At 37.1% G+C, this 24,442-nt stretch carries 12 protein-coding genes and 1 pseudogene; all 13 read left to right on the top strand.

Annotation, left to right across the window (positions count from 1 at the left end; translation table 11 throughout):
• The first annotated feature begins 59 nt into the window (after positions 1-59).
• Positions 60-3,131: a SusC/RagA family TonB-linked outer membrane protein gene (locus ADICYQ_RS17260; RefSeq protein ID WP_020891342.1), complete on the top strand. Its 3,072-nt coding sequence runs from the start codon at positions 60-62 to the stop codon at positions 3,129-3,131.
• Positions 3,132-3,136: 5 nt separating this feature from the next.
• Positions 3,137-4,675, top strand: a complete 1,539-nt coding sequence (locus ADICYQ_RS17255) for a RagB/SusD family nutrient uptake outer membrane protein (protein WP_020891341.1) — start codon at positions 3,137-3,139, stop codon at positions 4,673-4,675.
• A 202-nt stretch (positions 4,676-4,877) separates the two neighbouring features.
• A complete protein-coding gene (locus ADICYQ_RS17250; protein ID WP_020891340.1) occupies positions 4,878-8,144 on the top strand; it encodes a DUF1553 domain-containing protein in 3,267 nt (1,088 codons plus the stop codon).
• A gap of 67 nt (positions 8,145-8,211) precedes the next feature.
• On the top strand, positions 8,212-9,657 hold the full coding sequence (locus ADICYQ_RS17245; protein ID WP_020891339.1) for a DUF1501 domain-containing protein: 1,446 nt from the start codon (positions 8,212-8,214) through the stop codon (positions 9,655-9,657).
• 39 nt (positions 9,658-9,696) lie between these two features.
• Entirely contained in the window at positions 9,697-10,974 is a 1,278-nt protein-coding gene (locus ADICYQ_RS17240; RefSeq protein ID WP_020891338.1) for a Gfo/Idh/MocA family protein, read from the top strand.
• A 326-nt stretch (positions 10,975-11,300) separates the two neighbouring features.
• Entirely contained in the window at positions 11,301-13,040 is a 1,740-nt protein-coding gene (locus tag ADICYQ_RS17235; RefSeq protein WP_020891337.1) for an FG-GAP repeat domain-containing protein, read from the top strand.
• Between the two features lie 94 nt (positions 13,041-13,134).
• On the top strand, positions 13,135-14,142 hold the full coding sequence (locus tag ADICYQ_RS17230) for a T9SS type B sorting domain-containing protein (RefSeq protein ID WP_020891336.1): 1,008 nt from the start codon (positions 13,135-13,137) through the stop codon (positions 14,140-14,142).
• On the top strand, positions 14,135-15,037 hold the full coding sequence (locus ADICYQ_RS17225) for a PorP/SprF family type IX secretion system membrane protein (RefSeq protein ID WP_040416874.1): 903 nt from the start codon (positions 14,135-14,137) through the stop codon (positions 15,035-15,037). Before ADICYQ_RS17230 ends, ADICYQ_RS17225 begins: the two co-directional genes overlap by 8 nt.
• 698 nt (positions 15,038-15,735) lie before the next feature.
• Complete coding sequence (locus ADICYQ_RS17220) at positions 15,736-16,626, top strand: Gfo/Idh/MocA family protein (RefSeq protein WP_020891334.1); 891 nt, start codon at positions 15,736-15,738, stop codon at positions 16,624-16,626.
• A gap of 130 nt (positions 16,627-16,756) precedes the next feature.
• The gene (locus tag ADICYQ_RS17215) at positions 16,757-17,788 is read left to right on the top strand and encodes a Gfo/Idh/MocA family protein (protein ID WP_020891332.1); all 1,032 of its coding nucleotides are present in this window, start codon (positions 16,757-16,759) and stop codon (positions 17,786-17,788) included.
• 407 nt (positions 17,789-18,195) lie between these two features.
• A complete protein-coding gene (locus ADICYQ_RS17210) occupies positions 18,196-20,991 on the top strand; it encodes a PAS domain-containing protein (protein ID WP_020891331.1) in 2,796 nt (931 codons plus the stop codon).
• A gap of 26 nt (positions 20,992-21,017) precedes the next feature.
• A pseudogene (locus tag ADICYQ_RS30390) lies at positions 21,018-21,299 on the top strand (PAS domain-containing protein); the annotation flags it as partial.
• Complete coding sequence (locus ADICYQ_RS17200) at positions 21,287-24,430, top strand: PAS domain-containing protein (protein ID WP_020891329.1); 3,144 nt, start codon at positions 21,287-21,289, stop codon at positions 24,428-24,430. The pseudogene ADICYQ_RS30390 and the gene ADICYQ_RS17200, both read left to right, overlap by 13 nt.
• The last annotated feature ends 12 nt before the right edge of the window (positions 24,431-24,442 follow it).

Raw genomic sequence — 24,442 nt, 5'->3', positions numbered from 1 at the left:
CTTGTTAGAAGTAGGGTTTATTACCCTTTACTAGACGGGCTTTTTCTGGCCTAATTCTTTTGCTAATATTTCTGTTTTCACCAGATATCGGGTACGGTAACAACATTTCTTTAAAACTGGCTGATATTAATGAAAATGAGTGGAGAGCAGCCATTACCGGAACCGTTGTAGACGTGACTGGAGAACCCATTCCGGGAGTTACAGTTTCTGTACCGGGTACTGGTAGAGGTACAGCTACTGATTTGGATGGGAATTATACTATTAATGTTGATAAAGGTACTACACTTGTCTTTTCATTTATAGGTTTTGTGTCTCAACGAATCCAAGTTATTGACCAAAGCATTATAAACATTACTTTACTAGAAGATACTTCATCATTAGATGAAGTAGTGGTAGTAGGATATGGTACCCAAAAGAAAGAAAACCTTACAGGTTCAGTTTCTTCGGTAAACTTTGATGATGAGCTTCAGAACAGGCCGCTTACCAATGCTTCACAGGCACTAAGTGGTCAAGTCCCCGGGGTTTGGATTAGTCAAAATTCAGGGAAACCAGGGGATGACGGCGCCCAGATAAGAGTGAGAGGTTGGGGTACATTAAATAATTCAAACCCCTTGATTCTTGTAGATGGAGTGGAAGCTTCGATTAACGAAATCAATCCAAACGATATCGAAAGCATGACCGTGTTGAAGGATGCAGCTAGTTCAGCCATTTATGGGTCTAGAGCGGCAAATGGAGTGGTTTTGATAACCCTTAAATCGGGGAAATTTGGAGAAAAGACAAGTATTAATATAGGGAGCTATGTAGGACAGCAGAGTTTAGGAAGACGGTATGATATTATAGAAAATAGTGCAGAGTACATGGGAATGTGGAACCAAGCCCTAGCCAATCAAGGAGGAAGTGCTTTATTTCCGGAGTCAGTTATTAATGAGTTTAGAAACAATAATGATCCGTATGTTTATCCTAACACGAATTTCTTTGATGAGGTATTTAGAAAAGCGCCTATTACGGAACACAATATATCTGTAAATGGAGGTTCTGAACAGACAAAATTTTATGTTTCGATGAATTACCTGAATCAGGATGGGATCATGCTTAATTCCAAATCTAATCGGTATGGGCTTACTGTAAACTTAGAGACGAAATTAAAAGAATGGTTAACTATTGGTGGTCGGCTAAATGGAATCAAGAAATCATCTGAAGAACCATTTAACCTTGGACGTATGATGTATATTTTTTCCAATGGAGGTTATCCCTTTACGGCTCCATATACTGAAGATGGTAGGTTTGGGTCTGTACAAGCAATTAACAGCAGTGGAAATACAATTGTAGGAAATAGAAACCCTTTAATCGAAACAGCCAATGGGCTTTCTATTTCAGAAAACAATTTTTTCAAAATGAATGTGTTTGCCAATATTGATTTTACTGACTATTTGACTTTAAAGACCAATTTAACTTCTCAGTACAATAGTAATCTGCTAGACAAGCATAATAATTTGGTATATGGGTATACTAATACAGGGGTAGAGGGCAAGAACCTGGATTACCTTACGATATTGGAAGCCAGTAGAAACAATATTCAAAGCAATTATAATACGCTATTTTCAACACTGAATTTTAACAAAACCTATAATGAAATTCATGACATTTCCGCTATAGCTGGTATTCAGGTGGAAAGTACAGTAATAAAGGATGTTTATGGTAGAAGATCAGGTCCACCTAAAGAGGGATTGATTCAAATTGATGCAGGCACGGCAGGTTTCCAAGCCAATGGAAACATGAGTGAGCTCAGAATGTTGTCTTATTTTGGTCGTGTAAACTATGCCTTATCGGACAAGTACCTTTTTGAAATGAACCTTAGAGCGGATGGAAGTTCAAGATTTAAGGAAGACTATCGTTGGGGTATTTTTCCAGCATTTTCAGCTGGGTGGAGATTGGGAGAAGAGGTTTTCATGAAAAGCCAAAATTTAATATCAGACCTTAAAATACGAGCATCTTGGGGTAAATTGGGTAACCAGAATATTAATTCTTATTGGCCATACCTTGCAGTAGTAAGTCAAACAAATGCGCTTAGTTACAATTTTTCAGGAAGTTTTGCTCCTGGTGCTGGTATTACTGCTCTTGTGGATGAGAGCATTGGATGGGAAACTTCAGTTACTACAGATTTAGGAGTCGAATTTGGATTGTTAAACAATAGGATTTTCGTTGAGGCTGATTATTTCAGGAAAACGACAAGTGATATTATAGTACAATTACCAATTCCGTCAATTCTTGGAGGAGTAAGTGCACCTTTTGAAAATGTAGGAGAAATGACCAACAATGGGTTTGAGTTTAATATCAATTATTCTAAACTGGCGAAAGACAGAGATGAGGTTGGATATAATATTGGTGTGAATATGACCTATATCGCTAATCAGGTAACGAAATTCAGAGAGAATTCTCCTGATCAATTGTATCTGATTCGTGAAGGATTTTCCTACCGTGAGTTGTATGGATATAAGGCTACGGGAATTTATCAGTCCGATCAAGAAGCTTCAGAACATATGTTTGCCAATGGCTATATTCCACAGGCTGGAGAGTTGAAATATGAAGACGTAAATAATGATGGACGACTGGGATTTGAGGATAAAATGGCTTTGGGAAATACCATTCCAAAATACACCTTTGGTTTGACACCAAGTGTGAATTATAAAGGTTTTGATTTAAGTACTGTGGTCATGGGAATTGCTGGGGCAAATGTTTATACCCAAAATGCCTGGACCCAACCATTGGGGATATCTGGAGGAACAATAACCGAAAAATGGAGAGATGCCTGGACTGTCGATAATATGAGTACAACCGTACCCCGGATCTCAATAAGTGATACATGGCGAAGTGAAGCATCTTCTTATTGGGTTAGTGATATTTCATTCGTTAAGCTCAGAAACATCCAATTGGGATATACTTTCTCTTCAGCCTTAACAGAAAGACTAGGACTTCAAAAACTGTATGTCTATGGGAATGCCCAAAATGTAGGTTCATTAGTGTCCAAAGACTATGAGGGATTTGACCCTGAAAGAAACACGTTTGATTCAGGGGATAATTTTTATCCTTTGCCTAAAATTATTTCCCTTGGTGTCAATATTAATCTATAAGCATTATGAAAACGATAAAAATATTTAAAATAAATTTAGTAGTTCTGGGCATGCTTCTTTTTGGGAGTTGTGGTGAGGAATTTCTTGCAGTATATCCTACAGATAGGATAACTACGGTGTCATTTTGGCAAAATGAAAATGATGTGAAGCTTGCATTAAATGGTATTTATAGTGTTTTGAAACATAGAGGAGTTTATGGTTCCGGGCCGACTTTTGATGCCATCACACCATACGCATATCAGTGGGCTCACTGGAATGGTTTGGAAAAGCAAATTGGAAATGGGTCAATAACAGCAAGTACTACAGGTGGTTTAGTAGACGAGAGGTGGACAATGTGTTACCGTATCATTAATTTCTCAAATGATTTCATTTCTAACCTAGAGAATGTGGATCTTCCTGCTGATACAAAATCGACCTATCTAGGAGAAGTTCACTTTATTAGGGGACTTGCATATGCTTTGCTAGCAGATGCTTACGGTGGGGTGCCAATCATTTTATCCAAATTGAATACCCAGGAAGTCACTGAATTAAGCAGGAATACTTTGGAAGAAACATGGGCTCAAGTTATTTCAGATTATGACATAGCCATTCAAAACTCAGAACCTGTAAGTTATGAGTTGGGCAGAGTTACTAAAGGGGCTGCCTTGGGAATGAAAATGAGAGCATATTTGTATCAGAATAAATACACTGAGGTATTACAGGTTATTGAGCAAATAGACGCACTAGGCATGTACGATTTGTTTCCAAGTTATGAAGGGCTTTTTATGTTGGACAATGAAAACAATGAAGAGGTACTATTTGACATTCAGTACATAGCTGGTGAACAAGGTCAGGGGAATTTCTTTGCTTGGTTAGCATTACCAGGGGGTGTGGCTGCTGCCGGAGCGAGTGATCCAGCGCCTACGCAACACATGATTGATGAATATGAGATGATCGATGGTTCTGAAGTTGATCCTAACAATGAATTTGAAGGAAGAGATCCGAGGTTAGATTTCTCAATATTAAGGCCAGGGGCGACCTTTGAAGGAAGGTTATATCCTACAGATGTACCTAATCATACCGGTCAAAGGGTAGGTTTTGGATTACGTAAAAATGTAGGTGAGGGAATTCCCTTACTTAGCCCAAGAGTTTCTCCTTTGAATTTTATAGTATTGCGCTATGCGGATGTATTATTGGCAAAAGCTGAGGCACTTATTGAGACCAATCAAAATATACCGGAAGCAATAGCTCTCATTAATAGAATCAGAACGGAGCGTACTGATGTCACAATAACCACCTTGTCAACCGACCTTTCTCAGGAGGCAGCAAGAGAAAAATTAAGACACGAGCGTGTTGTGGAGTTTTTTGGTGAAGGGATCTTATGGGCTGATATAAAACGTTGGAAAATTGGTCAAGACCTTTATCCTGTAGATATTAAAGCTGCTGATGGCGGACTGATCGAAGTGAAATTCCCAAATGGTTATGAAGACAGACACAACTTGTTGCCTATTCCAGACAATGAAATATCGTTCAATAGTAATTTAGAACAAAATCCAGGCTGGTAAAATTGAATAAATTAAAATACTTCGATTTTAGTCCGGAATAGTTAAAATTTAAAAGGATTGCTTACCGTAAAATTATTGTCATGACCGGAAGTTTTGTGAATTGTCCTTACAAACACAAATACTTCAGGTCATGACATTTTCATTAAATTATATAAAGGCATTTCGTATATTAGAATGAATAATTTTGCAAACACTGTCTAATATGAATAAGGGGCTTTTACTAAAAATAGCTTTATTTTTAACCATTGGCTTGGTCATTATTTGGGTTATCCCTTTTAATAGTACCATTGAGTTTTCGGAGGATATCGAAGAAAATTTACCTGAAATGGTGGATTTTAACCTGCACATCAAACCCATTTTATCTGACAGATGCTTTGCTTGTCATGGGCCAGATGTCAATAAAAGGGAGGCGGATTTGAGGCTGGATGTGGAAGCTGATGCGCTTGACTTAATAGGTGAGAATAAAGACCATTATGCAATAGTGCCAGGGAATCCTTTAAAAAGCGGGGTTTATCAAAGGATAGTTTCAGAGGAGGCAGACCTGAAAATGCCACCTATTGAGTCCAACTTAAAGCTTAATGAAACGGAGATTGCACTAATTACCCGATGGATCGAACAAGGTGCCAAATACAAGCCTCACTGGTCATTTATTCCCCCTCAAAAAATAAATACCCCAACTCTTGATGATAAAGCGCTTTCGTGGGCTGAAAATGAAATCGATCATTTTGTCTATGATAAAATGCTTACGAAAGGATTGGCACCATCTGAAAAAGCGGGCAGAGAAACCCTGATAAGGAGGCTTTCTTTTGACCTTACTGGTCTGCCCCCTTCCATGGAAGACGTAGAGGATTTTTTAAAGGATAACTCCAAAGAAGCTTACCTAAAGTTAGTGGATAAGTATTTGGAATCTCCACATTATGGTGAAAGACTGGCCTCCAAATGGTTGGATTTAGCCAGGTATGCAGATTCAAATGGTTATCAGGATGATGGAATGAGAAATATGTGGCCTTGGAGAGATTGGGTGATAAATGCATTCAACGAAAACTTGCCTTATGATGATTTTATTCTCTGGCAACTGGCAGGTGATTTATTGCCTAACCCAACATATGATCAAATTCTAGCAACAGGATTTAACCGGAACCATCCCCAAAGCCAGGAAGGCGGTATCATTCCCGAAGAGTATCGGGTTGAATATGTCGCTGATCGAGCCAATACTTTGGGAAAAGCATTTTTGGGATTGTCGATTGAATGTGCAAGGTGCCATGACCATAAATATGATCCCATTTCGCAAAAAGAATATTTCCAGTTATATGCTTTCTTTAATAATATCAATGAAACTGGGCAAGTGCCTTATGTTGGTGATGCAAGCCCTACTTTGATTTTGAAAGATGATGCAGAGATAGAAAAAAAGATTGCTTATATCAATGAAGAAATTCGGGTAAAAGAAACGGCCATCGATAGCGATAAAAGTCAGGCATTGGAGTCCTTCCAAAACTGGCTATCTAATAGCAATACAAAAACAATTTCTCAATTGCCAATAAAAGGTCAAATAGGGCATTATCCACTTGATAAACCATTTGATAATAAATTTAAAAACCTGGCAGACAAGTCCAAGCCTGCAGATATGGTGGTGATACAAAAGGACAAAGAAATATTAACGGTGCCAGGGAAATTTGAGAATGGAATTCAATTGGTAGGGGATAGCTATGTTGATTTAGGCCCTAATATTGCCTATTTTGAGAGGAGTGATCCATTCACCATTAGTTTATGGTACAAAGCATTAGCCGATAGTTTAAATGGGCCAATTTTCTCTAAAACCGGAGGTTTTGCAAATGGATTTAGAGGTTATGAATTGTTGATTACAGAGGATGGTCATTTGACAGGATTGATGAGCCATACCTGGCCAGCAAATGCGATTGAAATACATACAAAAGAGAGGGTACCAGTTGGGGAATGGGTACATCTTACCATGACTTATGATGGATCAAGTAAAGCTTCAGGTTTGCAAATTTACATAAATGGAAAGCCATTACTTGTTAACGTGATAACAGATCATTTAAAGCAGAGCATTCTGGCTTATGGTAAGGAAAAGCGTGGTATTGGTCACCCTGGAAATTTACAGATAGGAAAACGAGGGACCAGTTTCGCAGAAACCTTGGACCAGTCTCTTGTGGACGAAATCAGGATTTTCGATCGAGAATTAACCACTATTGAAGCTGAAAGATTGGCAGGGGAACCTGACCCAATAATGAGAAATATTAACGAAGGTAATCATGAAGCTTTACAAGATTATTACTTTTCAGTAGTAAATCAACAATACAAAAATCAAGTGAATTCCTTAAATCAACTTCGAAAAAAGGAAAATGAATTGGTAAGTGCACAGCCAGAAGTTATGGTTATGCGAGAGAGAAGTGAGGAAAGAGAGACTTTTATCCTAGACAGAGGGGTTTATGATGCTCCTACGGAGCAAGTTTTTCCAGAAACACCAAAGGTGTTGTTGGATTTTCCGGAAGAGCTTCCTAAAAACAGGCTGGGACTTGCTAAATGGCTACTCCATGAGAAGAACCCATTAACGGCCCGGGTGGTAGTCAATCAATACTGGGAATTGATTTTTGGAAGAGGAATAGTGGCGACACCAGATGATTTTGGGAATCAAGGAGCGTTTCCCTCTCATCCCGAATTACTGGATTGGCTAGCTGTTAATTTCATTGAGTCAGGTTGGGACCTTAAGCAGTTAATGAAGTTAATGGTAAGCTCAGCTACTTATCAGCAATCCTCTATCTTGAAGAAAGATGCCAGAGAAAAAGATCCAGCAAATATATGGCTTTCAAGAGCCAATGCATCTCGACTACCTGCGGAAATGGTAAGAGATCAGGCTTTGGCTTCAAGTGGGTTATTGGTTCGGAAAACTGGCGGAGAAAGTGTGAAGCCTTATCAACCCAAAGGGTTATGGCGGGAGTTAACTTCTGAATATGCAATTGAATACATTGAGGATACGGGAGATAATTTATATAGACGAAGCCTTTATACCATTTGGAAGCGAAGTGCACCCCCTCCTTCGATGATCAATTTTGATGCTTCAGATAAATATGTTTGCATCATTAAACGGCAAAACACCAATACGCCACTTCAAGCTTTGGTACTAATGAATGATCCTCAATATATAGAAGCATCTCGGGTTTTAGCAGAAAAGATGTTGAAAGTTGGAGGAGAGGAAATCTCAGCTCAGTTAAAATATGGTTTCAGAGCAATAACCAGTAGAAATCCTGAGCCGAATGAATTAAAAATTTTAGAGGAATTGTATCAAAATGAGCTCAATGAATTTCAGAGAGCACCCCACGAAGCAGATAGTTTGCTTCAGGTCGGAGAATTTGCTAGAGATGTAAGTCTGCCAAAGGAAAAACTAGCAGCTTTTACGCTAGTCAATTCTACTTTGATGAATTATGATGAGGCCATCTATAAAAGATAGGCTGGTTTTAAAACGATTAAGCACTTTGCTTGAAAGGCATGGTATTTAGGATATTTAAATTAAGAAAATGGGTTTAATACATGATCCAAATATGGATCGACGTCAGTTTTTAACAAAGACCAGCCTTGGTTTAGGAAGTGTGGCTTTGTCTTCTCTATTGGATCCGGGAAGTCTTCTGGCCAATATTGGAGGTGACAAACAGGCTGGCATCGGTAGGCTTCCTTTGGTTCCAAAGGCAAAGCGAGTGATTTACCTTTTTCAAAGTGGGGGGCCTTCTCAAATGGAGCTTTTTGATTATAAGCCATTATTGAATGAGCGTTTTGGACAAGAGTTACCAGCTTCAATACGGGCTGGGCAGCGGCTAACAGGCATGACATCAAGCCAAAATTCTTTTCCTCTTGCAGGTTCATTGTTTGATTTTTCGCAACATGGACAAAGTGCTGCCTGGGTAAGTGAATTGATGCCACATACAGCTAAAATTGTGGATGAATTGTGCTTTGTCAAATCCATGCATACAGAAGCCATAAACCATGATCCTGCCATCACCTTTTTCCAAACAGGATCACAATTAAGTGGCAGACCTTCCATGGGTTCATGGATAAGTTATGGTTTAGGCAGTGACAATAAGAACCTACCTGAATTTTGTGTTTTACTTTCAAGAGGAAAGGCTGGAGGACAACCCTTATATGCTAAATTATGGGGAAGTGGTTTTTTACCTTCATTGCATCAGGGAGTCCAATTTAGGTCTGGAAAAGACCCAGTGCTTTATCTGAACAATCCTAATGGTTTAAGTGTGAAGAGCCGTAGAAGGATGTTAGATGCCTTAAAAGACCTTCATGATATCAAGTATGATAAGGTAATGGATCCTGAAATTAATTCTAGGATTTCACAATATGAAATGGCATACAGAATGCAATCATCGGTACCCGACACCATGGATATTTCTAAAGAGCCGGATTATATATATGACATGTACGGTCCAGATTCCAGAAAGCCGGGGACCTTTGCTGCCAACTGTCTTTTGGCCAGGAGATTGGCTGAAAAAGACGTAAAATTTATTCAACTTTACCATCAAGGATGGGATCAGCATGCAAATTTACCCCGCGACATTAAGGTAATGAGTAAAAGTGTAGACCAGGCTGGAGCTGCTTTAGTGATGGACTTAAAACAGAGAGGTCTTCTTGAAGATACCCTGGTTGTTTGGGGAGGTGAATTTGGTCGAACCAATTACTCACAGGGCAAATTGACACTGGACAATTACGGTAGAGACCATCATCCAAGGTGTTTTACGATGTGGATGGCTGGTGGTGGTGTGAAAAAAGGGTATACCCATGGGGAAACCTGTGAGTTTGGTTACAATATTATTAAGGACCCTGTTCATGTTCATGATTTTCAGGCAACAATGCTCCACTTGCTAGGGGTAGACCATGAAAAATTAATTTTCAAACACCAGGGTAGGCGATTTAGGCTTACAGATGTAAGTGGGCATGTGGTACATGATATTATCAGTTAACCTAAGATTTATATACAAACAAGATAAACAAATCACCAAATGACGAAAATAGAAAGAAGGTCTTTTATCAAAGGGGCGGCAGCAGTTTCTGCCATTACAATTTTGAAACCAAGCACTGTTTTTGGCTCAAAGGCCAATTCGGCAATTCAGCTAGGCATAATTGGTTGTGGAAATAGAGGGACATCTGTAATCACGGCCATGTCAAAGCATACCAATGTTAACATCATGGCGATGGCTGACCTTTTTGATGACCAACTTAAAGTAGCCAAAGAAAAACTGGATGGGTTAAATAAGGACAAGGGATTTGGTAAAATTGAACCAAAAAACATTTACCAGGGATCTAAAGCTTATATGGAGCTTCTCAACAATAAAGACGTGGAAGCGGTATTGATCTCTTCACCTGCCTATACGCATCCGGAATTTGTAGAGGCTGCAATTGCTGCAGGAAAACACATTTATTGTGAAAAACCTGTAGCGATAGATGTGGCAGGCGTAAAGCGAATAGAGAAAGCTGGCAGTACTATTAACGGGAAATTGAGTATGGTTGTGGGTTTTCAGATCCGACATGCTACGGCTTATCAGGAAATGGTTAAGAGGGTTCAGGAAGGTGCCATAGGAGATGTGGTAACTGCGCAATTGTATTACCTTGCCTCTGGGCTTCCCCTTAAACCCATAGACAATATGTCTAAATCGGAGGCAATGATCCGTAATCAGTTTCACTTCAGATCATTGTCTGGCGGAATTCTTTTGGATCAGGGTATCCATATGCTGGATGTATGTAGTTGGGCCTTGCAAAGAAAACCTATTATGGCCATGGGGTCTGGAGGTAGAGATCACAACAATGCTTTTGGCGATGCTTGGAACAATTATCAAGTGATTTATAAATATCCAGACAATATCAGGGTTAGTTTTCATTCCACGCAGTTAGGCCCTACTTTCGGAGACGTTTGTGCTCGTTTTATTGGCAGTAAAGGGATAGCAACCGCTCACTATAGCGGTGGTGTGTTTATTGATGGTGAGAACGAATGGGATTCAGGTGTGATTAGACACGAAAGTGCCAACCAGGATCGAAGTCAACGTGCTGCCGGAGTTTTTACCTCTGCCTTGCACGATTCCAATGAAAACAAAGTGAAAAGTTTTATAGGGAGCATTAACTCAGGTAAATTTTTAAATGAATCCACCTCAGGTGCGAGCTCTACTTATACGGCAATTTTGGGAAGGACGGCCGCTGAAAAAGGTGAACCTGTTTCTTGGGAGGCTATGCAAAACTCAAATGAAAGCATAGATCCAAATCTAAACTTGCCTCAATTTGATTAATATTAAATAATTTACCAAAAATTAACAGAACAAAATCATTGTTAGAAATGGTGGTGGTACTAACGCTGTTTTAACGAAATGTAGGTATTTAAAGTCCTAGGAGCCAATGTAAGTATTAGTTAAATAATAATAAGGAGTATTAAATTTGAAAGTATTTTAATTAAAATAGGAAAGAGAAATTTTTGGAAATTACAGTAGTAACATTTAATATTATGATTCTTTAAGTCCTATAATTATACTTTTTTTAAATGTTAGTTTTTTTTATTAGAATTTTAATTTTCTCATTTGTTATAGGTAGTTATCAAAAACTTTCTAATTACAACCGATTGGCGTTAGATTATTCTTCGGATGAGCATTTTGACATCCGGCCATGGATTCATCAGGAAAATGATTTCCCTGATTATGACGAAAACCAAGTAATTGTTAATCCTTTAATTGAAACTGAATGTCGAGCCGAAATTAGTACTTCTAGTTCCTTTGGACTTAAAGCTGACTATGAAACAGATAAATTAGTTCCTACTTACATATCTCCTTTAGTTGCCGATTTGAACAACGATGGAAAAATAGAAATAATTAGCATTGGAATGAGAGATTTTTTCCACGAAGGAAGTCGTTTTCAAGGAGAGAGGTCTGGAAATGTATTAATTTTTGAAGGTCAAACAGGTAAACTTTTAAGGGAGATTACTACTCCAATGATGGCTTTTCAAGGCCCTACTCCAATTGTAATTGGTGATATAAATAATGATGGTAACGCAGAAATAATTATTTCAACAATTGATCATCCTAGTAACCCTGTTCAAGATAGAGGAATTTTAATTTGCTTCGACCATCAGGGTACTATTTTATGGAAAAGTAACGAAAAAGTGGGAAAAAATGCTCCTTTACATTATGGCGGTACGCCTTCATTAGCAGATTTTAACCAAGATGGTTTTCCAGAAGTTTACATTTATAATGAAATCTTCAATGCTCAAAATGGGAAAAAGATAGCGGACGGAGGAAATTTTGGAATAGGGTTGATGAACTCCTACCCATTGGGAGCGGTATCCACAACAATTGCAGCTGACTTTTTGCCCAATAAAGGACTTGAATTAGCTGCCGGCAATACCATCTATGAAGTAGAATTAAACAATACCGAAGGCCAAAGTGGAAACTTTATGAGACCAATCAATGCTGGTTTCACAATAAATGGCTTTCCAGCTCAGGATGGATACACTGCAATTGCCGATATAAATCTAGATGGAGAATTGGATATCATAGTAACATCAGGTAAAAAGGAAATACCCCAAATTGAAAGAACCATTTATGCCTGGGATCCACGAAATCAAGAGCTAATAAGTTCAGCTACTATATTCCAGGAGGCTGGAGATGCACTACATACTAGTCTTGCGTTTGTCGGAGATATTACGGGGAACAACAAGCCTGAGATAGGTGTAGCTTCACCTTATAGATTAGATTTCTTTAGATATAACGGTACAGAAGTATTCGAGAGAATCTGGAATCTTGAGTCAAGTGATGCATCGGGTCAAACAAGAACTACCATGTTTGATTTCAACGGGGATGGTAAAAACGAATTAGTTATTAAGGATGAGACTAGTTTACGAATTATTGATGCCACGGAAGATTACCCCAAATTAATAGCGAATCATTCATCCTTTTCAGATACAGGAGCCGAGGGAGCGGTCGTAGCGGATATTAATGGTGATGGGCATGCTCAATTAGTATTCACTTCAAATAATTCAGGGCAGGAAGGTGCACCATTTGGTAAAATTGAAATACTAACTTCCTCAGAATCACCATGGATGCCCTCTAGGCAAATTTGGAACCAATACACCTATTTTAGTAGGAATATAGATGATGATACCAGTATTCCACAATTTCAAAAGTCAATATCCATAGAAAATACAGAAAATGAATTAGAAAGTAAATGCAAAAACAATTCTAGTAATTACAGTTATAATAATTTCTTAGTTCAGACACCAGAATTTGATAATAATGGTTGTATTACTATCCCAGCTGTAGATGCGACAATAGAACTTTTTTTACGAGGGAAATTCTTGCCTCCATGAAGAAGCGTATACTGTTCACTTTACAATAAAAAATAATAGCCATAAACAAGTTATCAAAAAAGGTATTGAAATTAGTTTTTTCTATGGCGATCCAATGGAAGGTGGTGAACATATTAAAACAATAAATTACCAGAATGAGATTTTACCTGCGACAATTTCAAATAAAAATCATGTTGCTATTCCTTGGAAACAAGAAATTAATGAGGTTTTTGCGATAGTAAATATAGATGGTAGTGTAATAGGGAATGAACTCCAATACAATAAGTTATTCCCTGAATGTGACTATACTAATAATAGCGCTAACCTATTATTAGTATTAAATCATGTAAATCCCCCGACTGCGGAGAGAGAACAAGAATTCTGCAAATCAGCTACTTTTTCAAATATCATGGTCTCAGGAAAAAATGTAAAATGGTATCAAGATTTAAATTCACTTTTACCGTATAACCTAACCGATGAAATCCCTGGTGATGGCCATTATTACGCTAGTCAAACCATAAATGGATGCGAATCTCGTGATAGGACATCTGTGAATATTGTAATAAATGAAGTTGATCAGCCAGAAGGACTAGATGAATTCAATTTTTGTATTACTGAAAATCCAACAATTGCCTTACTAGAACAGCAAGCCGATCAACTAAAATGGTATTCATCAGCTACAGGAGGAGAACCATTGGATCCATCTATGCCATTGACTGATAATACAATTTATTTTGCCACAAACTTTAATGAACTTTCAGGTTGTGAAAGTACTCCTAGAAAACCTGTGCAAGTAAGAACTAATGAATGCGAAATAGAAATTTTCAATGCAGTTTCAATTGACAACAATAGCAAAAATGAATTTTTCAGAATTAGTAATATTAATTTATATCCAGATAACTATTTAGAGATTTACAATAGGTATGGCAAGTTAGTTTATCGAACCTCAAAATACGGCTTGGATGGGAATGTTTTTACAGGTAAATCGAACGTAAATGGAGTGACAAAAAAAGAGAGTGGGTTGCCTTCCGGTAATTACATTTATATACTAAAATATAAATTACCACGAAAAAGCAATTATAAAATAGCAAAAGGAACACTGTTTTTAATCAACAATAAATGAAAGAGTTATCAATTGCCATTTTTTTATTTTTATTCCTAATTTCCTGTTTTCACAATCAGATTATAAGCTTTCTGTTTTTAATCTAAACCCTATTCATTTTAATCCAGCATATTCAGGTACTTTGGGTGAGTTAAGTGCAGTGGGAGTTCACAGCTCTCAGTTTACCAACTTTGAGAAGTCGCCTAGAACACAATTTCTAGGTTTACAATATTTTATTAAAGATAAAAATATTGGTTTGGGTCTAGATATATCAAATGATCAATTTGGCATAGTTAAAGAGAACAACATTAATTCCAACATTTCCTATATCCTCCGATTAAATGAAAATTTCAGGCTAAGTTTTGGAATTAAGGCAGGATTTAAATCAATATTATTAGATTACTCTCACTTGAACATTTTCGACCCCGATGAAGATGTCTTTCTTGAGGGATTCCAAAGACATACCATTCCTAATTTAGGGTTTGGCCTTTTTATTGTGTCAGAAGAATTCAATTTTGGTATTTCATCTCCAACATTTTATACACAGGATTACAAGAATATTTTTACCAACAAATTCAGCCCAGAGTTAGTAGATTATTACGCAACGGTAGGATATAATAGAATTTTAAATTCATCTTATACGCTACAATCTAACATACTGGCAAGGGTAGTAGATGGTGCACCATACAGTGCCATGATTGCACTTTCAGTGGAGTATGAGGAAAGTATATTGATCGGAGCAAACTTTGAATTAGACTCAAGTATTGGCTCCCTGATCGGTTTTAAAATTTTCGACAATTTCTATGCGGGTTATGCAATTGATTTTTCTATAAACAATTTCCAAAAGTACAATTCCGGTTCCCACAATTTTTTCTTAAGTTATGGACCCAGAAGTTTAAGAAATTCAGATTTGTAAAGTGATATATTTTAGTCTTATTATTATATTATTGATAGTTTAATGATTTGTTTTTAAATTTATTTGGTTTTTTTTTAAAACAAGGTCATTTTATTTGTGGCTTTGGATTCTTTCGAATACCTCCTTGAACAATTCTAACTCATCAACATTTTTTTAATAGCTAGGCAAAAAACAATAAATGGATGTTGTCATTCTGCTACTTTTCGTGATCCGGTAAAAAAGTACACTTTGCGTCCATTCACCAGATGACGAATCGTATTTTTTATCAGATTTTTTACCTGTCTTCATAGTTTATTTAGTATGTAGAAACTCAGACCTCCCCATCTTGATTAGATTTATGCTATGCCATTGCATATTGGGCTTGTTTGCCTGTCGGGTCACGAGTTTTCTTCTAGCCATTTATTAAGGTACCTTTGGGACTTAGGACAATTAAAGAATGATTATTAAAAAATTAAATTAATTTTCCAAGTTATTCTTTTGTCCAATAAATGAGGAGTAATATAAACCTAACCAAAAAAAATCCAACAGGATTAATTTTGGTTACACCTAGAATTACTAAAAAAAACTTAATTTTGAAAAAGTTTATAGAAAATAGTTGATTTGGTTATCATTATTAAATGATCAATTTGAAATTTCATTTAGTGAATACTATAATTATTATTAACTCATAAATTTTTATTGAGATAAGATTTTAAAACATGAAAAAATTCAGTTCTAGTCAAGTTAATTGGGGAGTAATCGGCGCAGGGAGTGTGTGTGAGAAAAAAAGTGCTCCTGCTATGAATAAAATTACCGATTCATCAGTAGTAGCTGTCATGCGCAGGAATGCCGAAAAGGCAAAAGATTACGCTGAAAGACATGGGGTGCCTAAATGGTATACGGATGCTGACGCCCTGATAAATGATCCAGAAGTGAATGCGGTATACATTGCGACACCACCGGGTTCTCATTTAGAACTTACCCGAAAGGCTGCAAATGCAGGCAAACCTGTCTACGTTGAAAAACCCATGGCTAGAAATCATGCGGAGTGTTTAGAAATGATTAAGATTTGTGAAGAGGCAGGAGTGCCTCTGTTTGTTGCCTATTACAGGAGAACTCTTCCTAATTTTTTGAAGGTGAAAAGCTTAATAGAAGAAGGAGCTATTGGTGAGCCTAGGTATTTAAGTGTTGTCATCCATCACTCCAAACATACAGACGAAAAAGACAGTCCTTCCAACAATTGGAGGATAGACCCGGCGGTTGCTGGTGGGGGGTATTTTTATGATTTAGGTTCTCATCAATTGGACTATTTTGATTTTCTTTTTGGCCCATTGAAAGAGGTAAATGGTATTGCTGCCAATCAGTCGGGAACATATCCTGCAGAAGACATTGTATTGGGCAGTTTTTCTTTTGAAAGCGGTGTATTGGGTACAGGCAGTTGGTGTTTTACCACTGGAGAGACCTCTCAAAAGGACGAAATTGTAATCATCGGTAATAAGGGTGAAATAAGGTTTCCATGCTTTTGGGGAACTTCTGTAACCCTAAAAAAGATGGCAAAGCCGATGAAGTTTTTGAATTTGAAATGCCTGAAAATATTCAGTTTTTCCTAATTCAATCTATAGTAGAGGAGTTATTGGGAAAAGGTGGAAAATGTCCTAGTACAGGGATTTCTGCTGCGAGGGCCAATTGGGCCATGGAACAAATGACAAAGAATTTTAATAATTAAAAATAAATTATAAAATGACAAAACAAAAACCATTAGGGTTTGGGATCATAGGGACTGGAGCAATTGCAGGAATGCATGCTGCAGCCATTAATGCTTTTGAAGGTAGTGAACTAGTTGCTGTTTTAAGCTCAACAGCATCGCGGGCTAAGCAGGCTGCAGAAAAATTTAATGTGCCAGCAGATTTTGAAATCGATCAGTTTTTAAGTCGAGAGGATATTGATGTGGTATGTATTTGCACACACAGTGGAAACCATCTGGAACCGGCTATAGAAGCGGCAAAAGCAGGTAAACATATTTTGTTGGAAAAACCCATTGAAGTAAGTACTGAGCGAGCTGATTTATTGATAAATGCTTGTGAAGAGGCCGGAGTAAAGTTGGGTGTAATATTTCAAAATAGGCTGAAACCAGGTTACCTCAAATTAAAAGAGGCTGTAAGAGCAGGTAAAATTGGGAAACTTCTTATGGGTACTGCTGCCATTAATTGGTACAGGGACCCTTCTTATTATAGTAGTAGCAGCTGGAAAGGAACAAAAGATGGCGATGGTGGGGCTGCCCTCATCAACCAAGGTGTTCATACGATTGACTTGCTTTTAGACATTATGGGTGATGCCGAAGCAGTTTATGGACAAGTAAAAACCATGGTCCACAAAATAGAAGGTGAAGACCTTGCAACTGCTATAGTGAATTTTAAAAATGGTGCGCTAGGTAGCATCACAGGAGGAACTTCATTGTATCCTGGTAATCCTGAGCGATTGGAGATTTATGGAGAAAAGGGAAATATTATCCTTGAGGGAGGTAAAATAGTCACTTGGAATATTAAAGGAGAAGAAACGGATGTAATTCCTGGTTCAGACATTGGTGGAAGTGGTGCTTCTGATCCTATGGCTATCGATTTTAAATTGCACCAAGGACAGGTAGAAGATATGGTGAATGCCATAAGAGAGGATAGGGCTCCTGTAGTTACAGGCCAAGATGCCAAGAGGTCTCTTGCCTTAATTCTAGGAATTTATCGTTCTTCGGTTGAGAATAAAAAAGTTAATTTATAGTATAAAAATCTAGGTTTTTCCCACGAAAACTAAACTGTATTAAATTCTTCGATTTTTTAACATAGACCTTCGGAGTAATTTGGGCAATTTAGCTTTCGTGGTTTTTATAATATCGTGTTTTCGAAACACCAACAGGGCTTATGTCAACTCTTTGACCCCGCTTTCTATTTTCATCTTTTGGTTCTGAATTTGTGTTACCATTGCGATTCTTTTTAATGAATTTTTTAGGATAGAGCCTTGATTGTAAATGCTTTTTTAGAATCAGATTAAATTTTGTGAAAGCAAAAACAAAGAATCAGATTTTTTAAGCCCTTAAAAGCCTTAATTACCATAGATTTAATATTAATTGTTTATTTTTAGATAGTCACTCAATAAGTAAGAGTGAAATACATAGTTTTTTATATACAATGGGTTTTAACAGCAAAAGTGAGGATAGTAAATTGAGTGATAGGGGAATTGATGCAGAACTAGATTCCATAACTAGTCTGGTTGAGATTTTAACAGGGGCACCCATAAGCCTTATTTTTAAAGTTGAGAAAGGGAGCGTATTGATCAATTCTTGTCAAGGAATAGAAGTCAAAGATATTCTCGACCCATTGTCTTTAGCTGAATTTATAGGTGATAAGCCTAATGAAGTACTTCTTGTTCCTGACGCCAGGAAGGACCCCAAGTTGGCTAAAAACCCTCTTGTAAGTTCTTTTCCAGGCATCGTTTTTTATATTGGCGTGCCTTTAATGACTTTGGATGGGCATTTTTGGGGTATGCTTTGTGCAATTGATCACATTCCGAGGGAATTAAATGAAAAGACAATTAATGGACTTAATATTCTAGCAGGGCAGGTAACGCAGCTTCTGGAGTTGAAAAAAAGTCAAAAAGACCACGAGGTGACGAAGGAGCATCTTGAAATTGAAACCAGCAGGTTAAACAACATCTTAGAAGCCACCCATGTGGGGACCTATGATTGGGACATGGTAAAGAAGGAAGTGTCCTTAAACGAAGAGTATTTAGCTATGGTAGGGTATACATTATCAGATCTATACCCTTTTACTATGGATACCTGGTATGAATTATTGCATCCGGAGGATAGAAATATATCAGATCGCGTTTTAGCAGCATGTTTTAATAAGGAAATTGAATTTTTCAGTGTAGAGTATAGGTTGCTTCATAAAGATGGTCATGAGGTTTGGATCAATGATAGAGGTAAAGTTACTAAGTGGTCTGAAGACGGGAAACCTATGCGTATGTCAGGTACGCATACAGACATTACAAAAAGAAGGAATAACGAAATCCAATTTCAAACAGTATCTGATAACATACCAGGAGTTGTCTATCGCTATAAAAGATTCCCCGATGGTGGAGATATATTTGAATTAGTAAGTAATGGGGCCATTAGACTTTGGGGTTTTACTGCAGATGAGGTAATTGAGAACAGCAGTTTGGTTGGGGAGAGGTGCCATCAAGATGATGTTCAGGCACTAATGGAATCAATTGATAAATCTGCCACTGAGTTGAGTTATTGGATGAGGGAGTATAGGTATAATCACCCTGATGGTACTATAAGGTGGCATAGAGGAGCCGGGAGTCCGCATAAATTAGAAGATGGATGCGTGGTTTGGGATGCGGTAATACTTGATGTAACCAAAAGAAAACAAGCTGAGGAAGAACTGGAAAAAACCTTAATTTCCCTTCAAAATAGAATTAAAGAGCAAGATTGTATCTATAAAATTAGTAATCTAAACTTCTCCTGGCTTCAAATTGTAGATTTACTTCAGAGTGCAGTAAATATTCTACCTTCTGCTTGGAGCAATCCAGAAAAAACATTTGTAAAAATAAATTTTCGAAACAAAGAGTATTTTAGTTCAGAATATAAAGCCTCCCCATTTTCACTCAAAGCGAAATACCTTGTTCATGATAGTGAACCCTTAGTTCTTGAAGTGAATCTACCAGAAAAGCTATCCTCCCTTGATGGTGAGGGTAAACAAAACTATGAAACAAGACTGATTAACTCCTTAGTTTACCATTTAGGGACGCGCTTAGACCAATTGTGTAGTCAAGAAGCATTAAGGGTTTCAAATGGAAAGATTAATTCATTGATAGAATCCATACCAGGGGTGTTTTGGGAATCAAAACCGAAATCAGGTAAAGTAAGTTATATCAGTCCTCAGGTAAAAGAAATTTTAGGGTATTCTGTGGAGGAATGGCAACAAGATCCTGACTTTTGGCAGGAGCATATTTACAAAGCTGATAAAGAATATGTTCTGCAATTAATCTCAGATAAATCCCTTTCAAATAATGAATTTACTGTTGAGTATCGTTTCCTAGACAGGAAAGGAGATTTGATTTGGATCAGCGACTTGATTAAAGTGGTTAAAGGGGAAGAGGATGAGGTAATGTACAAAGGCTTGATGGTAGACATTACCAAAAGAAAAGCTGCTGAAATAGCCCTAAAAGAAAATGAAAAAAGGTTCAAAGCATTAATAGAAAATGGGAGAGATGCTATAGCTATTTTTGATACCAATGGAGTTCAGACGTACGTCTCTTCTACTATTACCAAGGTCCTAGGATATACTGAAGAAGAAGCCTATAATTTGAAGTTAAGTGAATCCGTCCATCCAGAAGATCTAGAGATGGCTTTAGATAAATTCAAGCGTGCTTTGGCTTCTGAAGGGGTGCCTATTGAAGGAAATGTGACAAGAAGTAAGCATAAGGATGGATCATGGAGATGGATGGAATCCACTATAACCAATTTTTTAAATGACCCTAATATTGGAGGTATAGTTGATAATTTCAGAGATATCACAGAAAAGGTAAAACTCAATGACCAGTTGGCTCAGAGTGAGAAAAGATTTAAATCCTTGGTTCAAGAAGGTTCAGATCTTACCGCAATTATAAATGAAGAGGGAATCTATACTTATGTAAGCCCAAATTATCCACAAATTCTTGGGTATGAAGAAAAGGACTTAGTTGGAGAAGTTGCTGGTAAATATTTTCATCCTGAAAATTTAGCTAAAATCAACAGTGAATTTTTTGAAATAGCTTCATCACATAGAATAAAAAGTAGTCCCTACAAATTTAGGAAAAAGAATGGGACTTGGTGTTGGCTATTAAGTGTCATTACCAACATGTTAGAAGATCCAGCGGTTGGAGGGTTTGTTGTAAATAGTGTGGAAATTACGGATTTAATTAAAGCACAAGAAAATTAAAAACCAGTGAAGCTAGGTACCGAGGTTTTTATGAATCACAGACTACTTTTGTTATTCGTACAGATCTGGAAGGGTTCATTACCTATGCTAACACGAAATACATAGATACCTTTAATTGGATGTTTCCGAATTCCACTTACAAAGGCATAAATTTAAAAGACACAATACTCGACAGTGACAAGAGTAACTTGCAGTACGCAATTAAAAAGTGCTTAAGACATCCTGGAAAACCATTTAAAGTAGAAATCCGGAAACTAAAAAAGATGGAGGATTTTATTCTACGCTATGGGATTTTGTGGTCATTCTAGGCACGGATGGTCAAGCAAAAGAAATTCAATGCAATGGGACAGATATATCTGAGCGAATAGCTTTTGAAGAAGAATTGAAAAAAAGCAATGAGCGATTTGAGCTGGTAATGCAAACCGATTCTGGAAGTATTTGGGATCTTGACCCTGTAACAGAGGATATGTTTTTAGGAGAAGGTTTTCGTAAAAATTTTGGGATAAAAATTGAAGAGCCATCTAAAAACCACGGGAATTTTTGTGACAGTATTCATCCTGATGATGTTAAAATTTATCAGAATAAAGTTCAGTATATAATTCACAACAGTCTCGATAAACAATGGGAATCCGAATATCGTCTGATAAAATCGAATAGTGAATATGCTTATGTTAAAGAAAAAGCTGTAATACTTAGGGATAATAAGGGTAAAGCCTACAGGGTTGTTGGAGCTATTAAAGACATAACACTAGAATATTTTTATGGAGAATTAGAGGCCATAGAAAAGGAGTTTATGGAAGGTAGTATGAATCAGGATGCCAAGCTTGCTGATTTATTGCTCAATTACCTTTCCAATCTGGAAATTCTCTTCCCTTCAATGAAGATGGCTGTTTTTAAGGTGATTGGAGGTAAGCTTCAAAACTTTGCCACTCCTTCATTACTTGATTTGGATGATTTAGACTTCAAGGATTTTGAACTTACTTTAAATGATGGAATTGAGATAGGAAATTCTTTTGACTTTTTAAAAAATGAGGTCTTTATCTCTGACATAAAACAAGACAAAAGATGGGATAAATTGGTGGAATTTGCCAATAAAATAGGAGTAAGTAGTTGTTGTTCTTTGCCCATTTTTAATTCAGATGGAAAATTGGATGCGCTACTTATTAATTTTTTCGAAAGCGCAAGGAAACCAAGAGATCTCGAATCTTATGCGATTCAAAAAAGTCAGCGAATTTTATCCATAGTATTAACCAAGTTTCAATACCTTGAGAATTTACATAAAAGTAATGAACGGTTCACCTATGTGAACATGGCAACAAATGATGCCATTTTTGATTGGGATTATAATTTGGATGAATTTCATTGGGGAGAGGGCTTTTATAGAATATTTGGATACAAGAAAGGAGAAGAGATAAATAAAATATCAGAATGGGCTTCTTTTATGCATCCTGCAGATTCAAAAGTAACGGATAAGGTTTGGGATGATTTTGTCAATAATCCAGTTGAAAACAGCTGGCATAAAGAATATCGATTTCTACATAAGAATGGGCAGTTCCTACATATAGAGGAAATCAGTTACATGATCAGAGATGAATCAGGCAGACCCTTGCGAATGATTGGTGTGTTAAGAGATAAATCTGATGAAAAAGAAGAATTTTACCTAAATGAGGTTCAACATGAAATCACCAAAAATTTCAAGAAGGAAGTAGAACTGAAGGAAATATTGCATGCTGTACTAAAATACCTTTCAGCATTTTCGAATTTGTTAGGAGGAGAGGTTTGGTTATTGGGTAAGAAAGGAGTTGAAATTAATTTACTTGAGGGCTATTGGACTGATCCAAGCCCAAAATGGCTAAAAGATGAAGTTTATGGAATAGGGAGAGATTTTGCTACACAGGTATTAAATTCTGGCACTTTTACTGAAAAAAAGAATCTTTCTGAAGGTACTAGATATGAGGACATCAATCCAGAGCTGTTTACCCAGGTAAAATCTATTTTAGGAATTCCACTGTTTCAAAATAATTTAAAGGTTGGAGTAATGCTTCTGTACGCCAAAGAAAACATTACCTTACCTAAAGACTGTAAATTGTTTTTCGAGCCGGTAGGTAAATTATTAGCTGGTGAGATTAAGAGAAAGCAGCAGGAAGAAGAAATGAGACTGCTCTTTAACAGTGCACCTGAATTGCTTAGCATCATTGACCCAAGTGGTTACTTTGTAAAGGTGAATCCTTCTTTCTGTAAGGTGTTTGGATACTGCGAAGAAGAAATGTTAACCAAAAAATTTGAGGACCTTATCCATCCTGAAGACAAAGAATTGTCGATTCGAAAATTTTCCATTAGTGAGGGATTACTCGCGAAAAATCTAATCATTCGTTACAGGACTAAAGCCGGTTTATACCGGTGGATTTCGTGGAATTCATCAGATGAATTTGGTGAGGAAGGATTGGTTTTTTCATTTGGCCACGATATTACAGAGATGGTAGCGCTACAAACCACTTTGGATAACGCCTCCAAACTTTCAAGATTGGGTAGTTGGGAAATAGATCTTGAAAACGACAAGCTATACTTGTCTGCTACCACAAAAGAAATTTATGGCCTACCTCTGGATAGTTCACCTGGTTTTCAGGAAATTATAGAAAGATTTTTGGGAGATGATAAAATGCTGGTTGAGAATGCAATTGATCGGGCAATTAATCAGGGTGAACCTTGGGACTACCAACTTCTCATTTCACTTCCAGAAGGGCAGGAAAGGTGGGTCAGGAGTATAGCGCAAGCAGAATTTAGCAATGATAAATGTGTTCGTATTTTAGGTTCAATACAAGATATTCACAAGCAGAAATCTAATGAAATTGAACTGGCTAAAAACAACCAGCTATTAGAAGTTATTTCTAAAGTTATCGAAAAATTTCTTTTGGTAGAGAATTGGAAAGACGCAATAGAAGAAGTCTTTTTGCTTACCAGTAAAACAGTGGTTCTTGACAGAATTTACTATTTTGAAAATCACGTGGATGCCACTACTGGTACAGCCCTTTTTAGTAAAAAAATTGATTGGTACCAGGAAAAAACTAACAACTTTAAAGAAAATGATGTTTATCAAAACATTGCCTTAACCGATTATCCACAAATGATCAGTGTTTTGGAAAAGGGAAAGGTTTTCATAGCACATGCCAAAGAATTGTCCGATTGTAAGTTAAAAAGCACGCTAGAGGAAGGTGGTATTTTTTCTACCCTCATCATACCCATTATGATCAACAATAATTTCTATGGGTTTATAGGCTTTGATGACTGTACTTCAGAACGTCAATGGACAGATAGTGAAATTTCATTTTTGTTAACCATTACTTCTAATTTATCCGCTGCAATTCAGCGGTCCAATAGCCAACTAGCGCTCCAGAATTCTTCCGAGGAAAAAAAATGCCATACTAGAGAGCATTGGTGAGGCCTTTTATGC

This window comes from Cyclobacterium qasimii M12-11B (genome assembly GCF_000427295.1).
GTDB lineage: Bacteria > Bacteroidota > Bacteroidia > Cytophagales > Cyclobacteriaceae > Cyclobacterium > Cyclobacterium qasimii.
The sequence above is the reverse complement of the archived record's forward strand: the minus strand, read 5'-3'. Positions and strand labels throughout refer to the sequence as shown.

Excerpts from the sequence above, each read along its gene's own strand:
- ADICYQ_RS17255 (WP_020891341.1), top strand. The coding sequence starts at position 3,137 with ATGAAAACGATAAAAATATTTAAAATAAATTTAGTAGTTCTGGGCATG.
- ADICYQ_RS17250 (WP_020891340.1), top strand. The coding sequence starts at position 4,878 with ATGAATAAGGGGCTTTTACTAAAAATAGCTTTATTTTTAACCATTGGC.
- ADICYQ_RS17245 (WP_020891339.1), top strand. The coding sequence starts at position 8,212 with ATGGGTTTAATACATGATCCAAATATGGATCGACGTCAGTTTTTAACA.
- ADICYQ_RS17240 (WP_020891338.1), top strand. The coding sequence starts at position 9,697 with ATGACGAAAATAGAAAGAAGGTCTTTTATCAAAGGGGCGGCAGCAGTT.
- ADICYQ_RS17230 (WP_020891336.1), top strand. The coding sequence starts at position 13,135 with ATGGAAGGTGGTGAACATATTAAAACAATAAATTACCAGAATGAGATT.
- ADICYQ_RS17220 (WP_020891334.1), top strand. The coding sequence starts at position 15,736 with ATGAAAAAATTCAGTTCTAGTCAAGTTAATTGGGGAGTAATCGGCGCA.
- ADICYQ_RS17215 (WP_020891332.1), top strand. The coding sequence starts at position 16,757 with ATGACAAAACAAAAACCATTAGGGTTTGGGATCATAGGGACTGGAGCA.
- ADICYQ_RS17210 (WP_020891331.1), top strand. The coding sequence starts at position 18,196 with ATGGGTTTTAACAGCAAAAGTGAGGATAGTAAATTGAGTGATAGGGGA.